General features: G+C 37.5%; 22 protein-coding genes. 11 read left to right on the forward strand and 11 right to left on the reverse strand.

The window, feature by feature from the left end:
• Window positions 1-203: 203 nt before the first annotated feature.
• The 4 genes from ACFYKT_RS07540 to ACFYKT_RS07555 all read right to left on the reverse strand — a co-directional run bounded on the left by ACFYKT_RS07540 (window position 204) and on the right by ACFYKT_RS07555 (window position 4,989).
• The gene (locus ACFYKT_RS07540; protein WP_389217730.1) at window positions 204-1,589 is read right to left on the reverse strand and encodes a peptide MFS transporter; all 1,386 of its coding nucleotides are present in this window, start codon (window positions 1,587-1,589) and stop codon (window positions 204-206) included.
• A 262-nt stretch (window positions 1,590-1,851) separates the two neighbouring features.
• Entirely contained in the window at window positions 1,852-3,153 is a 1,302-nt protein-coding gene (locus ACFYKT_RS07545) for an NCS2 family permease (protein ID WP_389217732.1), read from the reverse strand.
• A gap of 206 nt (window positions 3,154-3,359) precedes the next feature.
• Window positions 3,360-4,358, reverse strand: coding sequence for an inorganic phosphate transporter (locus tag ACFYKT_RS07550; RefSeq protein WP_389217734.1), 999 nt, complete (start codon window positions 4,356-4,358; stop codon window positions 3,360-3,362).
• A gap of 13 nt (window positions 4,359-4,371) precedes the next feature.
• On the reverse strand, window positions 4,372-4,989 hold the full coding sequence (locus ACFYKT_RS07555; protein ID WP_389217736.1) for a DUF47 domain-containing protein: 618 nt from the start codon (window positions 4,987-4,989) through the stop codon (window positions 4,372-4,374).
• A 326-nt stretch (window positions 4,990-5,315) separates the two neighbouring features.
• Here ACFYKT_RS07555 and ACFYKT_RS07560 point away from each other — a divergent pair, with 326 nt between their 5' ends.
• Window positions 5,316-6,380: a cytochrome-c peroxidase gene (locus ACFYKT_RS07560; RefSeq protein ID WP_389217739.1), complete on the forward strand. Its 1,065-nt coding sequence runs from the start codon at window positions 5,316-5,318 to the stop codon at window positions 6,378-6,380.
• A 10-nt stretch (window positions 6,381-6,390) separates the two neighbouring features.
• Here ACFYKT_RS07560 and ACFYKT_RS07565 read toward each other — a convergent pair whose 3' ends face one another.
• Window positions 6,391-6,591, reverse strand: a complete 201-nt coding sequence (locus ACFYKT_RS07565; protein ID WP_389217742.1) for a hypothetical protein — start codon at window positions 6,589-6,591, stop codon at window positions 6,391-6,393.
• A 92-nt stretch (window positions 6,592-6,683) separates the two neighbouring features.
• On the opposite strand from ACFYKT_RS07565, the gene ACFYKT_RS07570 reads away from it, so the two are divergent.
• Window positions 6,684-6,944: a GlsB/YeaQ/YmgE family stress response membrane protein gene (locus tag ACFYKT_RS07570; protein WP_389217745.1), complete on the forward strand. Its 261-nt coding sequence runs from the start codon at window positions 6,684-6,686 to the stop codon at window positions 6,942-6,944.
• 67 nt (window positions 6,945-7,011) lie between these two features.
• On the opposite strand, the gene ACFYKT_RS07575 is transcribed toward ACFYKT_RS07570, so the two are convergent.
• Window positions 7,012-7,920, reverse strand: coding sequence for an RluA family pseudouridine synthase (locus ACFYKT_RS07575; RefSeq protein WP_389217748.1), 909 nt, complete (start codon window positions 7,918-7,920; stop codon window positions 7,012-7,014).
• 168 nt (window positions 7,921-8,088) lie between these two features.
• Between ACFYKT_RS07575 and ACFYKT_RS07580 the strand changes: the two genes are divergently transcribed.
• Window positions 8,089-8,487: a YhcU family protein gene (locus ACFYKT_RS07580; RefSeq protein WP_389217751.1), complete on the forward strand. Its 399-nt coding sequence runs from the start codon at window positions 8,089-8,091 to the stop codon at window positions 8,485-8,487.
• A gap of 59 nt (window positions 8,488-8,546) precedes the next feature.
• Here ACFYKT_RS07580 and ACFYKT_RS07585 read toward each other — a convergent pair whose 3' ends face one another.
• Entirely contained in the window at window positions 8,547-9,017 is a 471-nt protein-coding gene (locus tag ACFYKT_RS07585; RefSeq protein WP_389217754.1) for a thioredoxin family protein, read from the reverse strand.
• A 1-nt stretch (window position 9,018) separates the two neighbouring features.
• The gene (locus ACFYKT_RS07590; protein ID WP_389217757.1) at window positions 9,019-9,456 is read right to left on the reverse strand and encodes a disulfide oxidoreductase; all 438 of its coding nucleotides are present in this window, start codon (window positions 9,454-9,456) and stop codon (window positions 9,019-9,021) included.
• 325 nt (window positions 9,457-9,781) lie between these two features.
• Between ACFYKT_RS07590 and ACFYKT_RS07595 the strand changes: the two genes are divergently transcribed.
• From ACFYKT_RS07595 to ACFYKT_RS07610, 4 genes are all read left to right on the forward strand, one after another.
• Window positions 9,782-11,527 carry a phospho-sugar mutase gene (locus tag ACFYKT_RS07595; protein ID WP_389217760.1) on the forward strand — a complete coding sequence of 582 codons (1,746 nt, stop codon included), beginning with the start codon at window positions 9,782-9,784 and terminating at the stop codon, window positions 11,525-11,527.
• 62 nt (window positions 11,528-11,589) lie between these two features.
• A complete protein-coding gene (locus tag ACFYKT_RS07600; RefSeq protein WP_389217763.1) occupies window positions 11,590-12,312 on the forward strand; it encodes an SDR family oxidoreductase in 723 nt (240 codons plus the stop codon).
• A gap of 546 nt (window positions 12,313-12,858) precedes the next feature.
• The gene (locus ACFYKT_RS07605) at window positions 12,859-13,974 is read left to right on the forward strand and encodes a GAF domain-containing sensor histidine kinase (RefSeq protein ID WP_389217766.1); all 1,116 of its coding nucleotides are present in this window, start codon (window positions 12,859-12,861) and stop codon (window positions 13,972-13,974) included.
• 12 nt (window positions 13,975-13,986) lie between these two features.
• A complete protein-coding gene (locus ACFYKT_RS07610; protein WP_389217768.1) occupies window positions 13,987-14,628 on the forward strand; it encodes a response regulator in 642 nt (213 codons plus the stop codon).
• Window positions 14,629-14,696: 68 nt separating this feature from the next.
• On the opposite strand, the gene ACFYKT_RS07615 is transcribed toward ACFYKT_RS07610, so the two are convergent.
• Window positions 14,697-14,948: a YhdB family protein gene (locus ACFYKT_RS07615; RefSeq protein WP_389217770.1), complete on the reverse strand. Its 252-nt coding sequence runs from the start codon at window positions 14,946-14,948 to the stop codon at window positions 14,697-14,699.
• 187 nt (window positions 14,949-15,135) lie between these two features.
• On the opposite strand from ACFYKT_RS07615, the gene ACFYKT_RS07620 reads away from it, so the two are divergent.
• The gene (locus ACFYKT_RS07620; protein ID WP_389217773.1) at window positions 15,136-15,456 is read left to right on the forward strand and encodes a DUF3889 domain-containing protein; all 321 of its coding nucleotides are present in this window, start codon (window positions 15,136-15,138) and stop codon (window positions 15,454-15,456) included.
• Between the two features lie 202 nt (window positions 15,457-15,658).
• Complete coding sequence (locus ACFYKT_RS07625; protein ID WP_389217775.1) at window positions 15,659-17,074, forward strand: SpoVR family protein; 1,416 nt, start codon at window positions 15,659-15,661, stop codon at window positions 17,072-17,074.
• A gap of 334 nt (window positions 17,075-17,408) precedes the next feature.
• Here ACFYKT_RS07625 and ACFYKT_RS07630 read toward each other — a convergent pair whose 3' ends face one another.
• Window positions 17,409-17,741: a winged helix-turn-helix transcriptional regulator gene (locus ACFYKT_RS07630; protein WP_389217778.1), complete on the reverse strand. Its 333-nt coding sequence runs from the start codon at window positions 17,739-17,741 to the stop codon at window positions 17,409-17,411.
• 133 nt (window positions 17,742-17,874) lie between these two features.
• On the opposite strand from ACFYKT_RS07630, the gene ACFYKT_RS07635 reads away from it, so the two are divergent.
• A complete protein-coding gene (locus tag ACFYKT_RS07635) occupies window positions 17,875-18,726 on the forward strand; it encodes a VOC family protein (RefSeq protein WP_389217781.1) in 852 nt (283 codons plus the stop codon).
• A gap of 184 nt (window positions 18,727-18,910) precedes the next feature.
• A complete protein-coding gene (locus ACFYKT_RS07640) occupies window positions 18,911-19,081 on the forward strand; it encodes a hypothetical protein (protein ID WP_389217784.1) in 171 nt (56 codons plus the stop codon).
• Between the two features lie 348 nt (window positions 19,082-19,429).
• On the opposite strand, the gene ACFYKT_RS07645 is transcribed toward ACFYKT_RS07640, so the two are convergent.
• A complete protein-coding gene (locus ACFYKT_RS07645; RefSeq protein WP_389217787.1) occupies window positions 19,430-20,296 on the reverse strand; it encodes a YitT family protein in 867 nt (288 codons plus the stop codon).
• Between the last annotated feature and the right edge of the window lie 188 nt (window positions 20,297-20,484).

The following is a 20,484-nucleotide window of genomic DNA, read 5'->3' on the forward strand; positions in this document are numbered from 1 at the left end:
CTGTCGATTTTTGTTAAAATATAAGAAAGTTAACATTTGAGTCAGAGAATTGTCTAGCTCCAGCGCCTATCGCCTATCAAACTTCAGGTCTCCTCCGCAACGATTGCGTCAACATCGGTTCGCTAGCGCAAACCGTGTTTCCTTTATCGAAAGGAAGAGCCCTTCCAGTTTGTACGGCGATGATCAAGGCGCTTGCGCTTTTCTTATTCCATCATTTGAACAAGTTTTTTCGAAATGGCTAGTAATATTAATCCGAGAACAATAGCCATTAAACCAATGATGCTAAAGATTTCGAAATAACCTAGTGTTTGTGTAAAGGCAGCAAGCTGTCCAGCTAAAATGTTAGCTACACCCGAACTTGCAAGCCATACACCCATTAATAATGATGCTAGCTTGACAGGAGCAATTTTACTTACAAGAGAAAGTCCAACAGGTGATAGCATTAATTCACCCATTGTATGCATGAGATAAGTTAAAACAATAAACATAATGTTTGCCTTCATTTGAATATTTGCTTCAACACTACCTGTCTGGAATACAGCAATGAGAAGGATCATATATCCAAGACCGAGAAGAATCATCCCTAAGCCCATTTTCGTTGGAACTTTAATATCTCCTCTTTTCGATGAACCTAGCTTAATCCAAAACATTGAGAAAATTGGTGCTAGAATAACGATAAATACAGGGTTGATTGATTGGAACCAAGCAGTTGGAACTTCCCAACCGAATATTTGTCTGTCCACAAAGCGTTCTGTATAAAGTGTTAATGAGCTTCCAGCTTGTTCAAAACCAGCCCAGAAGAAAATAACGAAACAAGTTAAGATAATGATAACTGTTGTTCTTTGTTTTTCTTTCTTCGTAAGTGGTTTCGTTTTTGCATTAGCATCAACGGATTTGTCAGGAGCACCAGTTGGTTTCTTACCGATATCTCCAAGATAGCGGTTACCAAGGAGATTAAAAATTAATTGACCAATAACCATTCCAATTGCCGCTGCTAAAAATCCGTATTTAAATCCATATTGAATGATTCCATCAATTGTTGTTGTTTTGAAAAGATCATTGTATAAGTAACCGATTAATAGTGGGGAGAAAAAGGCCCCAACGTTAATTCCCATATAGAAAATGGTAAAGGCAGCATCTCTGCGTGGGTCATTCGTTCCATACAATTCACCAACAATAGTTGAGATATTTGGTTTGAAGAAACCATTTCCAATAATTAATAAGACTAAACCTAAGTATAAAGCACCTGCACTTTGATGCGCGAACAATACGAGGTTACCAATAACCATCGTAACACCACCGATGGTGACTGCACGGCGCTGACCTAAGAACCGGTCTGATAAATACCCGCCGATCATTGGAGTGATATACACGGCACCAGTGAAGAATCCGTATAACATCATGGCATAACTGTCACTAAACCCTAGACCACCACTTACAAAAGAGGTTGTTAAGTAAAGGACAAGAATAGCCCGCATTCCATAATAACTAAAACGTTCCCACATTTCAGTTAAGAATAGTAAGTATAAACCAGGGGGATGCTTTTTACTGGTTTTGCCTTGTTGATTGTTATCCATTGTTGCATCCATATTCTAAGCCTCCATTTACTAAAAATAAAGTTAACTTTATTATTGTAGATTAATGATATTTATGTGGCAATAGAATCAAAAAAAGTGGTAAAACTTAATATATTAGCAATTCATCAAATATTATTATTTGTTTTATTAAAGATATACATACAGGAAAGTTTTTTTAAAATAATTTTTGGCGGAGGATTTAGAAGTGGGAAGATAAATGTTTAAAAATTGAACCAAGTAATAAATAGCCATTACTTGGTTCAACCTCTGATTTTTAATGTGGCAGAAATGCCAATTGATAGAAGAATAACACGGCAAATAGATACACAAGCGGATGAACCTCACGCCATTTTCCTTTGACAACTTTAAGGATTGGGTAGGAGATAAAACCAAGTGCAATCCCAGTTGCAATACTTGAAGTTAGCGGCATGCTTAAAATAATTAAGAAAGCAGGGAATGACTCATCAAGTTCTCCCCATTTAATATGTGAAATACTGCTCATCATTAAGCTTCCTACAATAATTAGTGCAGGTGCAGTAATGGCAGAAAGTCCTGAAACAGCACTGACTAAAGGGCCAAAGAAAGCAGCTAGGATGAATAGGCCAGCAACAGTCAAGGAAGTTAATCCCGTCCGGCCGCCTGCCGCAACGCCTGCTGTAGATTCAATATATGCAGTAGTTGGACTTGTACCAAACATGGCCCCAACAGTAGTAGCAATGGAATCAGATAGTAATGCTTCCTTCGCACGCGGCATCGTCTTTCCTTTCATTAAACCAGCCTGCTCAGCAACACCGATCATTGTACCAGTCGTATCAAAGATGGTTACAAGTAAGAAGGAAAAAACGACTGCATATAGGCTATGTTGAATTACTTGCCCAATAGCATCAAGTGGGTTAAAAATAATCAATCCATCAGGAAGGGAAGGGAATGACATAAACCCTTGATCGAAAGCAAGATTTCCAGTGAAAAAGGCAATGAGTCCAGTAATAATCATTCCAAAAAATAAAGCGCCATTGATGTTTAAGACCATCAAAATTAATGTGATGGCTAGACCAACTAAAGCTAAGATAGCAGAAGGCTGGTGTAAATCACCTAGTGCTACTAGATTTGTTGGATGACTTGTAATTAAACCCGTTAAACGCAAGCCAATAAATGCAATGAATAAGCCAATACCTGCTGTAATACCGTGTTTTAGATTCTCTGGAATAGCTTCAATTAATTTTTTACGAAAAGAGGTAAGTGACAAGATAATGAAAATAAGTCCAGCAACAAGAACAGCTGCAAAGGCTGTTTGATAATCGATATTTCCATGTGTTCCTACAACTGAATAGGCAAAATATGCATTAAGCCCCATGCCGGGTGCAATGGCAATTGGATAGTTAGCGAATAAAGCCATCCAGAGTGTTCCGACAACAGAAGCAATAATTGTAGCGGTGAATACTTGCTCAAAAGGCATGCCAGCATCAGCTAAAATCACTGGATTGACGACAACAATATAAACCATTGTTAAAAAGGTTGTAATCCCAGCAATTACTTCTGTTTTGGCATTTGTTTGATTTTCTTTTAATTTAAACATAAATAAGTCCCCCAAATACGAACATTAAAAAGCACATCTTATATAATATTCGTTTATAAAACAAAATACAAGTACTTATTAGCTAGTATTCAACGTTAAAATCGAAATCATGCATTTAGAACCTTTAAGTACAAAAGAAATAAGGCCCCAATAGCTGGCGCCTTAAAGTATTCAAGCTTATCATAGGTATTTGTTCAATTTAGGTTCTAGAATATTGCATTTAATAGCAAATAGATAAGTCCTGCTATCGTTGCCGAGATTGGCAGTGTAATGACCCATGTAATGAGCATTCTTTGTGCGGTTCCCCACTTAACACCTTTGAGACGATGTGCTGAACCAACACCAAGAATAGAAGATGAAATTACATGTGTTGTACTAACAGGTAAATGAATTAATGTTGATCCAAAAATAATCATTGCACCCGTCAGGTCAGCTGCTACGCCATTGACAGGTCTAATTTTCATAATTTTCCCACCAACGGTTTTAATGATTTTCCATCCGCCCACAGATGTACCTAGTCCCATTGCAAGTGCACAGGAGAATTGTACCCAGAAAGGAATATCCGTATCTGTTACATAGTTATTTGCGATGAGAGCCATTGTAATAATTCCCATTGCTTTTTGTGCATCATTTGTACCATGTGTGTAAGACTGCAGGGCAGCTGTGAAAATTTGAATGATCCGGAAGTTTCGGTTGGTTTTTGTTAAATTATTATGTTTAAATACGACCTTAAAGATACTGTATACAATAAATCCAACAGTAAAGGCAATTAAAGGTGAAAATATAAGCGCCTGAATGATTTTCAAAAAGCCTTGGTAATTAAGGGCTGCAAATCCAGCAGCAGCGATAGCAGCACCGGCAATTGAACCAATAATTGCATGCGATGAACTGCTTGGAATGCCATAATACCAAGTAAGTAAATTCCAGAAAACAGCAGAGATGAGTGCAGCCAAGATAACAAGTGACCCATTTTCCAATGTGAAGGGGTCAACGATATCCTTTGTAATCGTCTTTGCAACGCCAGTAAAGGTCATTGCACCAACAAAGTTCATCACGGCTGCAAGTATGATTGCATGTCTAGGCTTTAAAGCTTTCGTTGATACAGCGGTTGCAATCGCGTTTGCGGTATCATGGAAGCCGTTGATAAAGTCGAAAGTCAAAGCCATAACTACAATTAAGATCGTTATTATTAAAAATCCATCCATTTGTTAAGGCTCCTTACGCATTTTTCATAATAATGGTTTCCAGAGTATTTGCTACACCTTGGCAGCTGTCAGCAATTTCCTCTAGGTTCTCGTAGATTTCTTTAAATTGGATAATACGTACAGGATCCTTTTCAACAGTGAAAAGATGTTTAATGGATTGGCGAAGTACACCATCACATTGAGATTCATAATCCTTTATTTTGATCGCATGTTCACGAATTTGAAGCAACTTTTTGTTTGAAAGAAGTTCGATTGATTTTTCAATTTCGTAAGCACAATTTTTAATAGCATCCACAAACTTAAGCATATAGTCATCTGCTTGTGTGATGGAGTACATTTCAAAAAGTGCTGCACAATGCTCAATTCCGTCAATAACATCATCTAAACTCATGGCAAGTGCAAGAATATCTTCACGCTCGATTGGGGTAATAAAGGCATTATTTAATTCCTTTATTACTTCATGAACAAAGGTGTCCCCTTTTGATTCATACTCTTTCATTGTTTCTGCAAATATTTTAAGATCACTAATATTCTTAAGTTTATAATCTGCAAAGTAGTTTGCGCCCTCTTTCACATTCAATGCGATACTGTTGAGCAAAGTGTTGAATTTGTCCTTCTTTTTAAAAACCATTTTTTTACCTCCAAGGGAAAAATATCTTCCAAACGAACTAATTTTATACGAAAAATGGCGAATTAGAAAGGTTTATGCTGAAAAAAGTTGAAAAAAGTAATGGTTATAACAAATTTCTTATATTATTAGCTGTTTTTCGAAGAATTATGTTTTCAATATAAGGAGTAGGTAAAACTTAGTTTGTGATTAATGTCACAAACTTTTCGAAAATGATACGTAAATAAGAATAAATTTAATTATATAATTACTATAAAGTTAATTGGAAGAATTGGTTTCAATTTCCACTATCTTCCCTTAACTTACAAAATAAATAGGGGGAGCTATTTATGAAGAAAATGGGATTAGTTATGATGCTGATTTTTGTACTATCCATTCTTGGTGCATGTAGTGAGAAAGAGGATGCATCAGCACCTGTTGCAAACAATGAAAATGAACCAGAAAATGAAGTGAAAATTGATCAAGAATTAGAAGATGCAAAAGCCAAATTTGAACCACTTGGTGAAATTCCAGTACCAGCAGATAATCCAATGACAGATGAAAAAGTAGAATTAGGAAAGACTCTATACTTTGATCCACGTCTTTCAGGGAATAATGTTCAAAGCTGTATGTCATGCCATGCACCTGGAGCAGGGTTTGGGGATGGAATGGCGAAGTTTATAGGATTTGAAGGCTTTAATGGTCCAAGAAATAGTCCAACAATCATTAATTCTGGCTATTACCCAACAAATTTCTGGGATGGCCGAGCAGGAAGTTTAGAGGAGCAAGCATTAGGACCTATTCAATCAGAAGCTGAAATGAATCAAAGTTTAGATGAATTAGTCATCGAGTTGAATGGTGTTCCTACATATGTTGAGCAGTTTAACACCATTTTTAATGATCAAATTTCTGCTGACAATATTGCAAAAGCAATTGCAGCTTTTGAAAGAACCATTGTTATAGCTGATACTGCTTTTGACCGGTATCTTCAAGGAGATGAAGATGCAATCAGTGCAGATGCAAAAGACGGCATGAAGTTATTCGCAGGGAAGGCCGGCTGTATATCTTGTCATGCAGGTCCACTTTTATCTGATTACAGTTATCATAACTTAGGGATGAGTGGAGATGACGGACGTTTTGGTGTGACTGGTAAGGAAGAAGATAAAGGGAAATTTAGAACAGCTGGTTTAAGAGGTGTAGCACATACAGCGCCATTTATGCATGATGGCAGTCTAGAAACATTAAAAGATGTTGTTATGTACTATAATGAAGGCGGCGGCGATCATGGTAATAAGAGCGTCTTAGTAAAGCCGCTTAATTTAACTGATAAAGAAATCAATTCTTTAGTCGCTTTTCTTGATAGCTTAAGCGGAGAACTGCCAGTAATAGAAACACCAGAAATACCTAAGAATTAATAATTAAATCTTAAATGAACATGCCTGTTGGGGATGTATGCAAGAATGTTGATTCACGATGTGGATCACACTCTGCATACATTTCCACAGGCTTTTTTTGTTTAGGACAGTTTTGAAGGGGGTAGAAAATCATTAACAACTCCGGCATTGGCCGTCTATATAGATAGCGATTGCAATCACTTGCAATCGCTTTTACTCTAATACATGCCATTACATAACAAATCCTATAATTTGGAAAATGGCTTTTTGTATTAAATCATGTGAAATGAAGAAAACTATTTCAAAACAGCAAGGAGTGATATAATGTTTACCTTTTTATGGGCATTAATTATTGGCGGAATCATTGGGTGGATTGCAGGTATGGTTGTAGGAAAAGACATTCCTGGTGGAGTGTTTGGCAATATTATTGCGGGGTTTGTTGGAGCTTGGTTAGGTTCATTGATTTTTGGAAATTGGGGACCAGTAATTGCTGATTTTGCAATCATTCCTGCATTGATAGGTTCAGTATTACTTGTATTCCTGCTAAGCCTAGTAATGAGAGCATTTAGAAAATCGACTGATTGATTAATTAAGTATAATCGAAAGACCTTCCGGCATTTGGAAGGTCTTTCGATATTTCAATCCTACACTTTCACCATTTATCCTGTTCAAGAAATGGAAACGTAGGAGAGGCAGTTATACATAATTTTTCGTTTGTAAAAGGATGAAGAAATTCCAGTTTTGCAGCATGCAGGGCTTGCCTATCGAATACAGGCTGTCCACCATATATGCTGTCACCTGCTAGTGGGTGGCCAATATGGCTTAAATGAACACGGATTTGATGTGTTCTTCCTGTATCAAGCTGACATTTAATTAGAGATAAGTCTTGTTTTGGATCGTATTCAATTAATTCATAATGGGTGATGGCTGACTGTCCTGTTGGGGACACACGTCTTCTTGTAGGGTGATGACGGTCACGTCCAATTGGTTCTTGAATCGTATTTTTCTTTGAGCGAATCTTGCCATGAACAAGCGCTAGATAGGTTCGTTTAATGAGTCTCTCTTCAAGCATTCGATCGAGAATGGAGCCCGCGAGTGAATGCTTGGCAAATAGTACAACTCCAGTCGTATCACGATCTAGACGATGAATATGCTTCACTTTACGCTGTTCACCTTTTGCTTGAAGATAAAAGGCGGCTGCATTAGCCAATGTATTCACTTGTTCGGGTGAATTTGGATGCGTATCCATATGAGCTGGTTTATTAAAGACAATTAGATGATCATCCTCATATGCGACGTCTACTTCGAAATAGGTTGGAATAACATTGAATTCTTCTTCTATAAAAAGGCGTAATTGTAAGCGATCTCCTGCTTTTAACGGATGATTCCAGCTGATTAGCTCTCCATTAACCTTCACCTGTTTCTCCATTCTCATGGTATGAACTTGTTTTTTGGGTGCTTTCCATATTTGTTTAAATATATCATCAATAGTCAATCCTACCCATTCAGAAGGGAGAGTTATTTCGTACCATTCACCAAATTTTTTCGTATATACCATCATTTTCTCCTTCTCTAACAGCCAATTTTTCACAATAGGGTTATTTTCTTAGAATAACTGTATTTTAACCGGATCTTGGTTTTAATTACCACCCTAAAATAAGCAGTAAGTATGATATTCTTGTTTTATATATTACGAACTGGTTACAGGGATTATAGAGGTGGGTTAGCGGTGAAGGTTGTATTTGCATCAACTCCTGAACAAGAAGAGAAGATTAGAGAACTTATTCAAAAAATGTATACGCATATTTTTCCGCTTTATTTTCCAGATGAGGATATTATGGAATTTGAGCAAATGAATGTGTTACATACTTCAACTAGGCATTTTGAATATTTTGGCACATTAAAGGAAGCATATCAAGTCATTGTCAGTCTTCAAACAATCTCTGCTATTCTGGAGTTATCGAAGCTTGAAGACAGCTATGAACAGATTTTCAATAAAAATGTCGAAATTATACAAGGATTCGGATTGTTCTTTCCATTTGTATTTAGTAATTTCTATCAAGGGAAAATGATGAAGAACGATCTATTCAGCATGTATACGAAAGCGGCAAATGAATTACTTATTTAATTAGAAAACGCCTGTTATTAAATGCAGGCGTTTTTTGTGTTGAAAAGACTATGCTTTTTTTATTTGCTATTTTCATTAAACCACTTTTCAAAAACTTCTTTCTCTCTATAACCGGAAATACGATTGACTTCTTCGCCCTTTTTATACTGAACAATAGTAGGGGTCTGCTCAATGCCATATTGATCCCAGCCTTCTTCATATTCTAGCAGGTTGAATTGAAGCAGATCAAGATTCATCTCTTTTGCTAAAGGTGAAACGACTGGTGTTGTTCGTTGACAGTGGGAGCATGTTGGACTGTAAAAGTAAACAGTCACATCTTCCTTGCTAGCAATCATTTCTTCTAATTTCTCTGGAAGAACTAAATTTTGATAATTTGGATCATCAAGCTGAGAGATAGTCGCAGGATCGAGTGTGTCTTTATCGTATGGGTTTCCTCCTGCCATCTTTTTTTCATTTTGCATCTTAGAGACAAATGCTAAAGCTCCGAATAAAATAATGATAACGGCTAGAAAAATGATAATCTTCTTCATTCTATGCAGCCTCCTTTGATTTTTTCCATAATAGATAACTACAGATGAAAATAATGATAAATGCGACTAATGCTAAAAAAGGAATCGTGATAAACCCAAACCAATTAATATACTGGCCAGTGCATGGTACTCTTCCGCAAGATGCTGCATGATCGGCTAAAACGGAAATCTTCTGAATGGAATAATGGTAAAGTGAGATGCATGTCCCAATCGCAGAAAGAACCATTGTATATATCCCAATTCGGTAATCCTTTTTAATGACTGCAATGCCTAAAATGATCACAAAAGGATACATAAGAATTCTTTGGTACCAGCAAAGCAAACACGGTTCATATTGACGAATTTCTGAAAAGTAGAGGCTTCCAAACATCGCAATAACGGATGCCGCCCATGAAACAAATAGCAAGGTCTCCCTCGAGTCTTTATTTGTATTCTCCATATTGTACTCCTTTTTTAGGTAATTACGATCAAATTATGACCTACTATTCCATGATTGTAAATTACTTAATGATAAAGTCCAAGTTTGTTCTAAGTTCTGTCATATTTTTGACATTCATTTGATTAGTAAGGAACATAAATATCTTATAGCAAAATAGAATCAAAAAACAACAGATAATAAGGGAGTATGTCCATTACAATATGAATTTTATGTAAGTTGTATATTTTGCGAAAAATTGTCAAAATAACACTAATGTTAATAAAAGGAGTATGATTATTTTTAGAGAAATGTTTTAATGTGATGGACTGCTTTGGGAGGGATAAACATGAATTGGAAGATAAAAGCTGATCGCTGGGTTCAATATGAGAACTTAGATCAACAATTAGCAAAAGAGCTAGAAAAATTACAATTGGATAAAACTAAGCTGGAAGATGCCTTTTATAAAGACTTAGAGTTTGGAACAGGTGGTATGCGTGGAGAAATTGGTGTAGGTACAAATCGAATGAATATTTATACAGTAAGAAAGGCTTCTGCTGGTTTAGCCGCATACATAGAAGAAGCTGGTTTGGAAGCGAAGAAGCAAGGTGTAGTTATTGCCTATGATTCTCGCCATATGTCTTTCGAGTTTGCCATGGAGGCGGCAAAAACATTAGCATCTAGAGGAATTCAGACTTATGTGTTCAAGGAATTAAGACCAACACCTGAGTTATCCTTTGCAGTTCGACATTTGCAAGCTTTTTCGGGGATCGTTGTAACGGCAAGCCATAATCCGCCGGAATATAACGGCTATAAGGTGTATGGTTCAGATGGTGCGCAGCTTCCGCCAGTAACGGCAGATGTCGTTATTTCGAAAGTGAATGAAATTGAAAATGAGTTATTGATTGATGTAATGGATGAAGAGACATTGAAAGAACAAGGATTAATACAAATGATTGGTGAAGAGGTGGATCGTCAATACATAGAAAAGCTTGTAACTATCTCTGAAAATCCACAATTAAGTTCCGAGGTCGATCTTTCCATTGTCTTTACCCCATTACATGGAACGGCAAATAAGCCTGTGATGGATGCTTTTCGGGCATTAAATTATACAAACGTTCAGGTAGTTAAAGAGCAGGAGCTGCCGGATCCTGAATTTTCAACGGTGAGCAGTCCAAATCCAGAGGAGAAATCTGCTTTTGAACTGGCGATTAAATTGGGAGAGAAAACAAATGCGGATTTATTGATTGCAACAGACCCTGATGCAGATCGATTAGGAATTGCTGTCAAAGATCAAGCAGGCGAATACATTCTCTTAACTGGTAATCAGACGGGTGCTTTACTGCTACACTATATTTTGTCACAGAAAAAGGAAAAAGGGACTCTTCCGGTAAACGGTATTGTACTAAAAACAATTGTGACTTCAGAGTTAGGAAGAAAGATTGCTTCGTCCTTTCAGGTAGAAACGGCAGATGTGTTAACTGGATTCAAATTTATTGCCGAGAAGATGAAGGGTTATGATGAAACAGGGAAATACGAGTTTTTATTTGGCTATGAGGAAAGCTATGGCTATTTGATCGGTGATTTTGCCCGTGATAAGGATGCTGTTCAAGCTGCCATTCTTGCAGCTGAAGTTGCTGCTTTTTATAAGAAAAAGGGCTTATCCCTATACGATGCTTTATTGTCACTATTTAATCAATATGGCTACTATGTTGAAGGTCTAAAATCGTTAACGTTGAAAGGAAAGGAAGGAGCGGAAAAGATTCAGAAGACATTGACTTCCTTCCGTACAAATCCGATTCAACAGCTTGGCCATTTGAAGATTGTAGCGGTAGAGGATTACTTAACAGGCATTCGAAAAGACAATAATGGTAAAGAACACGTAATTGATTTGCCTAAATCCAATGTGATTAAATATATTTTTGAAGATGGCACATGGATCTGTCTGCGTCCATCTGGAACAGAACCGAAAATCAAATTTTACTTTGGCATCCAAGGCAATTCATTAGAGGAAAGTAAGCAAAAGCTTGCTGATATTGAAAATGAATTCATGAAGATTATCGAGCAGACATTAAATTCTTTGTCAGTCAATTAGGGAGTTTCTAAGATACTCCCTTTCCAGTTATGGCATCATGATATACGAGAGGAAGAGATTATATGTTAAAAGGACAAGTTGCAATTGTAACTGGTGCATCAAGAGGAATAGGTAAAGAAATTGCAGCAAAGCTTGCCGAGCTAGGAATGAAGCTTGCGATTGTAGGAAGTTCAGCCGATATTCATGAGACAGCAAAAGAACTAAAAAAGAGTGGATTTGAAGATGTACTAGCGATTCAAGCGGATGTTTCCAGTGAGGGACAGGTCCAATCCATGATTGAAAAAACACTTCAACAATACAAACAAGTAGATCTTTTAGTAAATAATGCTGGACTAGGATTATTTAAATCGATTGAAGATACGACATTTGACGATTGGAAGAGACTATTTGAGGTGAATGTTCAAGGCGTATTTCTCGGTGTAAAGTCAGTACTTCCTCATATGAAGGAACGTAAGTCAGGCACAATCATTACGATTTCATCTGATGTGGCAAGGTATACCATTCCTAACGGATCAGCTTACACAGCAACGAAATATGCTGTACAAGGTTTTATCGGTTCGATCGCACAGGAAGTAAGAGAATACGGCATTAAGGTTGGAACAATTAACCCAGGTATGGTGGACACATATATTGCAGGTTCCCAACAAGGATTAGAGGAGAAGAAAGACTGGCTACAAGTTGAAGACGTTGCAAATGCAGTTGTCTACATGGCCTCTGCTCCAAAGCATATGCTGATTGATGAAATCATCCTTCATCCATTTGTCCAAAACTACCCAATCGCGTAAAGAGGCTGGGACATAACTAATTTAGCTGCGTCCAAAGCCGAATGATAAATTCTTTATTTTATTATCTAAATACAGAAAGCCGATCTATTGCAGAATGCTGTGTTAGCATTTCTAATAATGGTTCGGCTTTTTTAGTTGCTGAAAACCTTTTGTCCAGCCTCTTTTTTAGGTTGTTTGTCTAAAAGCTTGTTCTTTATAAATAAGTTTTCTACCGATAAAAAAATAAGTTGATTGGAGCGGAAGGCATGAGACTCCTGCGGGAGTAGTGGGACAGCTGAGACCCCGCAGGCGCTTTAGCGCCGAGGAGGCTCAGCGCCCACCCCGCGGAAAGCGAATGCCTGGAGCGGAAATCAACCTCTACCAACTATTTTTTTATGCCACAATGTTTGCGAAAAAACTTCCTTTTTAAAAGAGATACACCTGTTTGTATCACTATCAGGTGTATCTGCAACTTTAGTAGGAATTCGTCTCATCCTAATTCCTAAGGTTTGTTCTATAGAAAAGGATTATAATGGGGGGAGAGAAAAACCTTTGAGAGGTGAAATAGTGGAGAAACGTCATTCGGAAATTCGAATATTAAAAGAAATTGCAGAATTATTAAATGAAGGTACTGAAATAACAGGAATATTATCAGAGGTTCTCACTAAACTGCTTCATGTGACAGGCCTTTCTATTGGGTGGATTTTTATGATTGGGCCAGATGGAAAACATCTATTGGCTGCTAAGGAGAACTTGCCTCCCGCTCTTTCTCACAGTGATTACGAGCCGATGTGCAAGGGAGACTGCTGGTGCCTTGATCGCTATAATAATGGAAGACTGCAAAAAGCGATCAATATTATTGAATGCAAAAGAATTGAGGATGCACTTGCTGCAAGAAGAGAAGACACGAACGGTTTAACCCATCATGCAACGATTCCTCTTCGTGCAGGCAGCGAAAAGTTCGGTATTCTTAATGTAGGTGCACCAAATAAAACACATTTTGAACCTGAAGAGCTGGCATTATTGGAATCCATCGCTTTTCAAATAGGAACGGCACTAAAACGGATTAAATTAACAGAGCTAGAACAAGAAACAGCTCTAACAGCCGAAAGAAATCGTTTAGCAAGAGACTTGCATGATTCTGTCAATCAGCTTCTTTTCTCCTTAAGTTTAACAGCTAGAGGTGGAGCAGAAATGACTAAAGAAATTGACACGAAAGAAACCTTTACTTATATCCAAGATCTAGCTCAAGAAGCCTTAAGTGAAATGAGAGCATTGATATGGCAGCTGCGCCCCCGTGGTCTCGAGAACGGAATTATGAGCGCTTTAGTCGGCTATGGCCAGATGCTTGGTTTGCAAGTTCAATCAGAAGTAAATGGAGTTGTTTCTCTGCCGGGAAAAGTAGAAGAAGCATTATGGAGAATCGGACAGGAAGCATTGGCAAACTGCAAAAAGCATTCAGGGCAAACAAATGCTGCCATTCAACTTTCAATTGAGAAGCATAAAGTAATCATGATTATTTCTGACTGTGGTTCTGGCTTTCATTATAATGAGGAACTAGGGAGTATTCCTTCACTTGGTTTACAAAGTATGCGAAGTCGGACCGAGAACCTTAATGGACAGTTTTCCCTTCAAAGCTCTCCTCAAAACGGAACGGAAATTCAAATTATCATACCCATTTAAGGAGGACTAAAAATGGCTATTCGTATCCTCATAGCGGATGATCATCATGTAGTAAGACGTGGTCTAGTCTTTTTTCTCAAAACACAACCTGGCATTGAAATTGTTGGCGAAGCAAAGGATGGGAAAGAAGCCGTAGAACTAACACAAAAGATCCTGCCTGATATTGTATTAATGGATTTAGAAATGCCAATTATGAATGGAATTGAGGCAACTCGAGAGATAAAAGCCATTTGTCCAGAAGTGAAAGTCATGATGCTGACCAGCTTCTCTGACCAAGATCACGTCATTCCTGCTCTCGAAGCAGGTGCTTCTGGCTATCAGCTAAAAGATATTGAACCAGATGAGCTTGTCCGCGCAATTGTCCATTTGATGCAAGGGGAAAACCAGCTGCATCCAAAAGCTACTTCACAGCTTCTAACCCATTTATCGGGTAAAAACAATCTAGAAAGAAAGCCATTAGATGAACTGACCAAAAGGGAACTAGAAGTTTTGAAGGAAATTGCAAAAGGAAAAAGCAATAAAGAAATTGCCTCTGATCTATTTATATCAGAAAAAACAGTGAAAACGCATGTATCCAATCTTCTATCCAAACTGGAGCTGGCAGATCGAACACAAGCAGCACTTTATGCTGTGAAAAATGGTTTAATGGAATGAGGAGAATATCAAAAACACGACCCACTTTCTAAGTAGATCGTGCAATTATGAAGCACCTGTTTCTTTGCTTAGGGTAACTGATAAAGGGTTTCTGGCAGTTCATCCATCGCAAATTCATTGGCATGGTCGATGTATCTGAGTAAAGAATATAAATGTTTCTCTATGATGGAGTAGTCTTTTTCAAAGTTATACGCGTGAAGGAAATGTTCAATTTTTTTCGAAAGAAATTGATCTTCTGTTCTCACCATCAAAATCAACAAATTATCCCATTCAGAACGATGTGTATAGTATAACGCTCTGTCATAATCAAGCTTATTCATTTGTCCTTGCCTCCTCTTTCAGGAGTTGATAATAGTTTGTGTTCTCTTACAGAAAAATTTCACTGTAAATGTTGGTCATGTTGATTCTATTGAGTTTTCATCATTTACCTGTATAAAGTTCAGATGAATAAATATGAATCGTACCGTGGAAAATAGGGGTAGTACACTTACTATTTGGAGGGACATGATGAAAAAGCTCTTGTTCATTTTTATCATTATAAGTTTATTTTTGAATGTAGACATATTAGCCCCAGCCGCAAAGGAAAGACCGGATTATGAAAAATATGGGCGGATTGCAACAGCAGTTGTTAAAGAGGATTTTCCGGGTGAAGAGGTTGTTGAATACCAATATACGGGAAGACAAAAAATATCCGAAACTGATGTGGTTGATTCCTTTACGTTCCAAGTAAATGATGATGGCAAACAGTTAACCTTAGTCGTAAAAGTTTCCCACAGTCTTGACAATAAAAAGACACTTAGCTTGACTGTTGAGGAAAAGAAAGAGTAAAGCGAATGATAATAAATTGCTTAGCGGGAGTCACTGGCTCCCGTTTTTTGCTGTCTGCTGCTGCTTTTAAGGCCTTAAGATGATAAGTCGGTAAAGTCATTTCCCACATTTCAAGTTAAATCCTTGCAAGATTGACCCCATGATACATCATTCCCGAATTTTTCTCATAGATTGTGATAAGACGAAAAAGGGGGAGTAGTGAATGCGTGAGGATGAAAACAAGGCACTAAACTATGCCATTCAAGAAATTACGGAAATTGCTAACGGCTTCGGGTTAGATTATTATCCGATGCGTTATGAAATTTGTCCTGCTGATATCATTTATACATTCGGTGCGTACGGAATGCCAACGCGCTTTTCCCACTGGAGTTTCGGAAAACAGTTTCACAAAATGAAGCTCCACTACGATCTAGGCCTTTCAAAAATTTATGAACTAGTTATTAATTCAAATCCCTGCTATGCCTTTTTACTTGATTCCAATTCGTTAATTCAGAATAAATTAATCGTTGCCCATGTCTTGGCTCATTGTGATTTCTTTAAAAATAATGTGCGGTTTCAGAACACAAAACGGGATATGGTAGAAAGCATGGCTGCCACGGCTGAACGCATTAGGAAATACGAAATCGAGCATGGAAAAAAAGAGGTGGAAACGTTTCTTGATGCGGTGTTGGCGATTGAGGAGCATATCGATCCCTCTCTGATGAGACCAAAGCTACCTTGGAATTTGAGTGATATTGAATACGAAGAGGAAGAAGATATAGCAGCAACTTCCCCTTATGATGATCTATGGAATCTCGATGAAAGAAATAAACCAAAATCTGTGCAAAAAAAGAAAAAGAAATTTCCTCCGAAGCCAGAGAAAGACCTGCTTCTATTTATTGAGAGCTATAGCAGAGAATTAACTGACTGGCAGCGAGATATTCTAACGATGATGCGGGAGGAGATGCTCTATTTCTGGCCGCAGCTGGAAACAAAAATTATGAATGAAGGCTGGGCATCCTACTGGCATCAAAGAATTCTTAGGGAAATGGATTTAACGAGTGGAGAGGCACTTGAATTTGCGAAGTTAAATGCAGGAGTGGTTCAGCCATCGAAAACAAGTATTAACCCCTATTACCTAGGCTTGAAAATCTTCGAAGATATTGAAGAAAGATATGATCATCCAACTGAAGAAATGAAAAGGCGTGGGGTGGTGCCGGGATCTGGCCGGGAAAAAATGTTTGAGGTCCGTGAAATTGAGTCAGATATCTCCTTCTTAAGGAATTATTTAACAAAAGACCTTGTTATGAGGGAGGATATGTATTTATTCCAAAAACAAGGCAAGGACTATAAGGTCGTTGATAAGAAATGGGAAAATGTTCGTGATCAGTTAGTTAGTATGCGTGTTAATGGAGGGTTCCCTTATTTGACCGTGAATGACGGAGATTATCTGAAAAATGGCGAGCTATACTTAAAGCACTGGTTCGAAGGCATTGAACTTGACCTAAAGTATTTGGAGAAAGTTCTCCCATACGTCCAGCAGCTCTGGGGCAGAAGTGTCCATATAGAAACGATCGTTGAAGGGAAAAATATGCTGTTTACGTATGATGGGAAAAGCATTCATCGGAAGTATTTATAATTCTTGAGGAAGCCTTTTTCTTTTTGAATGGTTGCAGTAGGTTATTGAGATCAGTTTAAGCAAATATTGAAGGATTGCGGTAGCCAATAGAGGGTATTGAATCCCGAATAAGCAAATATTGAAGGATTGCAGTAGCCAATAGGAGGTATTGGATCCCGAATAAGCAAATATTGAAGGATTGCGGTAGCCAATAGGAGGTATTGGGTCCCGATTAGGCAAATATTGAAGGGCTTCGGTAGCCAATCGAAGGTATTAATCCAGTTTAAGCAATTTAAAGTGTTAGGGTCGTCAATAAGTAAAAAAAGCAATGGAGATTGTTTGCTCCATTGCTTTTTTACTTTTCGGAATCAGCATCAACTGGTTCCAGCCAAGTCTGTGACCATTTTTCAATATCTTTCATTAGTGGCTCTAATGATAATCCTTTTTCTGTTAATGAGTATTCAATTCGGACAGGGGTTTCAGGATATACCTCTCGTTTTACAATTCCTTCTTGCTCTAAATCCTTTAGCCGTTCAGAAAGCACTCTTCCGCTTATCCCGATTGCAGATTCAATCGTACTGAAGCGCTGCGGGCCAGTTAACAGCTGATAGATTACTAATCCGGTCCATCTTTGGCTAATAATACTCATTGCTTTTTCAAATCTAGGGCATATTTGAGATTTATTCATCTTGCATCACTCCTTCTTACATTATAACCTTCATTACAGCAAATAATAAAGTTACTTGACATATATAGTTTATAAAAATATAATTACTTACATAAAGTAACTAACTTACATTATTTCAAGGAGGAATACGACTATGAACTTTCACAGTGAGCCAAACGTTTTTGTTAGTCATGTTTATTTGAAGGTAGCGGACCTACAGCGATCGATAAATTTTTATCAACAAGTCATTGGATTTCAAGTAATAGAGCAAACAGAGAATAAAGCGAGTTTATCAGCAGATGGAAGAACACCATTATTAACAATTGAACAGCCTGAAAATATTCATCCGAAACAACCACGTACGACAGGCTTATATCATTTTGCCCTTTTGCTTCCTTCTCGCTCAGATTTAGCTAAAGTGATTGAACACTTTATTAAAATTGGCTATCCATTACAGGGGGCGTCAGATCATCTTGTCAGTGAAGCGCTATATTTAGCTGACCCAGATGGGAATGGAATAGAGATCTATGCAGATCGTCCAGCTTCAACATGGAAATGGAATCATGATGAAGTAGTTATGTCAACGGAACGTTTGGATATTGAAAGCATTCTTGCTGAAGGGGATGGCATGTCTTGGGGTGGATTGCCGGCAGGAACCTTAATGGGACATATTCATTTACATGTTTCAGATTTACAAAAAACAGAGGAATTTTATAGTAAAGGGCTTGGATTTGATATTGTAACGAGATATGGCGGACAGGCGCTGTTTATTTCTACTGGCCGCTATCACCACCATATCGGATTAAATACATGGAATGGAACAGGTGCTCCTGCACCATCTGAGAACAGTGTCGGTTTGAAGAATTATACTCTTGTTTACCCTAATGAAGAAGCTAGAAAGGGTACTGTTGCAAATTTAAATCAAATAGGTGCAGCTGTGACTCAAGAAAATGGTCAATTTATTGTGAAAGATCCCTCTGGAAATCAGATATTGCTGAGTATCTAGATTGAAATCAGATAAATAAAGGTTCATTTTACACAATCTCTTCAAAATGTTATTTTAACAAATGGGGGGAATTAAAATGAACATTACAAATGAAGCTCGGGATTTGCTAAAGCAAGTGTTGCTGGATCAAAACTCTACGGGCATAAGAATATACTTTGCAGGCTTTGGCTGAGGCGGACCACAAATGGGAATGGCTCTGGATGAGCCTGAGGCAGATGACTTAGTTTTAATGATAAATGAAATTCAAGTTGCCATTGAACCACAATTGGAAGCTGATGTGGAGGAACTTGTCATTGAGTATGATCGTGGAAGACATGCGTTTGTTCTTAGAGGCAATGAAGGGGAATGCACCTAATTAAAAGGAACACACCCTTAAATAGTAAAATTTGAATAGTAATAAAAAACAGTCCAATTTCGTAAAAATTGGACTGTTTTTTATTATTACCTTGAGCTAAATAAATTAAGGAAACTGTCCTATAGAAGAAGTCTATGGGACAGTTCTGTATGGTGGAAAAAGAAAACAGTCTCATAGAAAAGTTTAATGGGACAAAATAAGCTGATGAGCAAGGAATTTGTTCCATAGTAGTCGGGGAATTACGATTCTTATCCCAATTGGTGATGGGATGTCCATGTCAAAAGTAAAGAAATAATGGTTAAAAAAATGCTCAGAGTAAGAACTCTAAGCATTTTTGTGTTCCAAACTTTAGTGTATTGCTGATTTAAACTTACTTCCATGTGCTTCTTGTGTATCCATAATCGTTGTAAAGGCATTTTCATCAATTTCATTAACGATCGTTTTTAGTTTAGATATTTCTAATCGAGTAATAACGACATAAATGACTTCCTTTTCGTTATCTTTAAATCCGCCTTTGCCTTTAAGCTTTGTAACGGTTCGTCCTAAGCGATCAATAATAGCATCGGAAATTTCCTCATAATGGTCAGAAACGATAATGACTGCCTTTGTATCACCCTCTAAGCCTTGGACGACAGAATCAATCATTTTGGAAGCAATATAATACGTAATGATGGAATACATCGCTTGCTCCCAGCCCAAAACAAAGCCTGCCCAGCCGAATACGAATACATTAAAGAACATGACAAATTCCCCGATTGAAAAAGGAAGCTTCTTCGTCAATAAAATCCCTAGTATTTCAGTTCCATCTAAAGCACCGCCATGACGGATAACTAATCCGACCCCAGTTCCTAATAATAGTCCTCCGAAAACAGTCGCTAATAATGGTTCAGTTGTAAAAGGAGAAATATGGTGTAATTGAGGCTCAATGATAGCTAATGCCACAATACCGAAAAGGGAGGAAAAGGCAAAATTCTTTCCGATATTTTTATATCCTGAATAGATAAAAGGGATATTAAATACAAACACAAGAATACCAAAGCTAATATCTGTCAGATGATTAATAAGTAGTGAGATCCCGATAATTCCGCCATCAATAATTTGATTGGGGATTAAAAAAAGTTCAATTGCTAATGCTGCAAGCGTTGCTCCGATTAGTAACATGATGTAACGATAAATAATATGTAGCTTACTTTCAGATCGATGTTTCTTTTCCATCTTTCACCATCCTAGTTTTTGACTCGAAAAAAATCATACCGTTTTGGGAAATAAATTTCAAATGATAACTACTAATGACAAGAGATTCTTTTCATCTCGTACGTATAGTTTTCCAATTCCAGCATTTAAAAATCGATAAATCCGAATATTAAATGCGTATACTGGAAAAATACAGCCGAGGTGATTTT

It is taken from the genome of Cytobacillus mangrovibacter, from assembly GCF_042865275.1.
GTDB classification, from domain to species: Bacteria; Bacillota; Bacilli; order Bacillales; family Cytobacillaceae; genus Cytobacillus; species Cytobacillus mangrovibacter.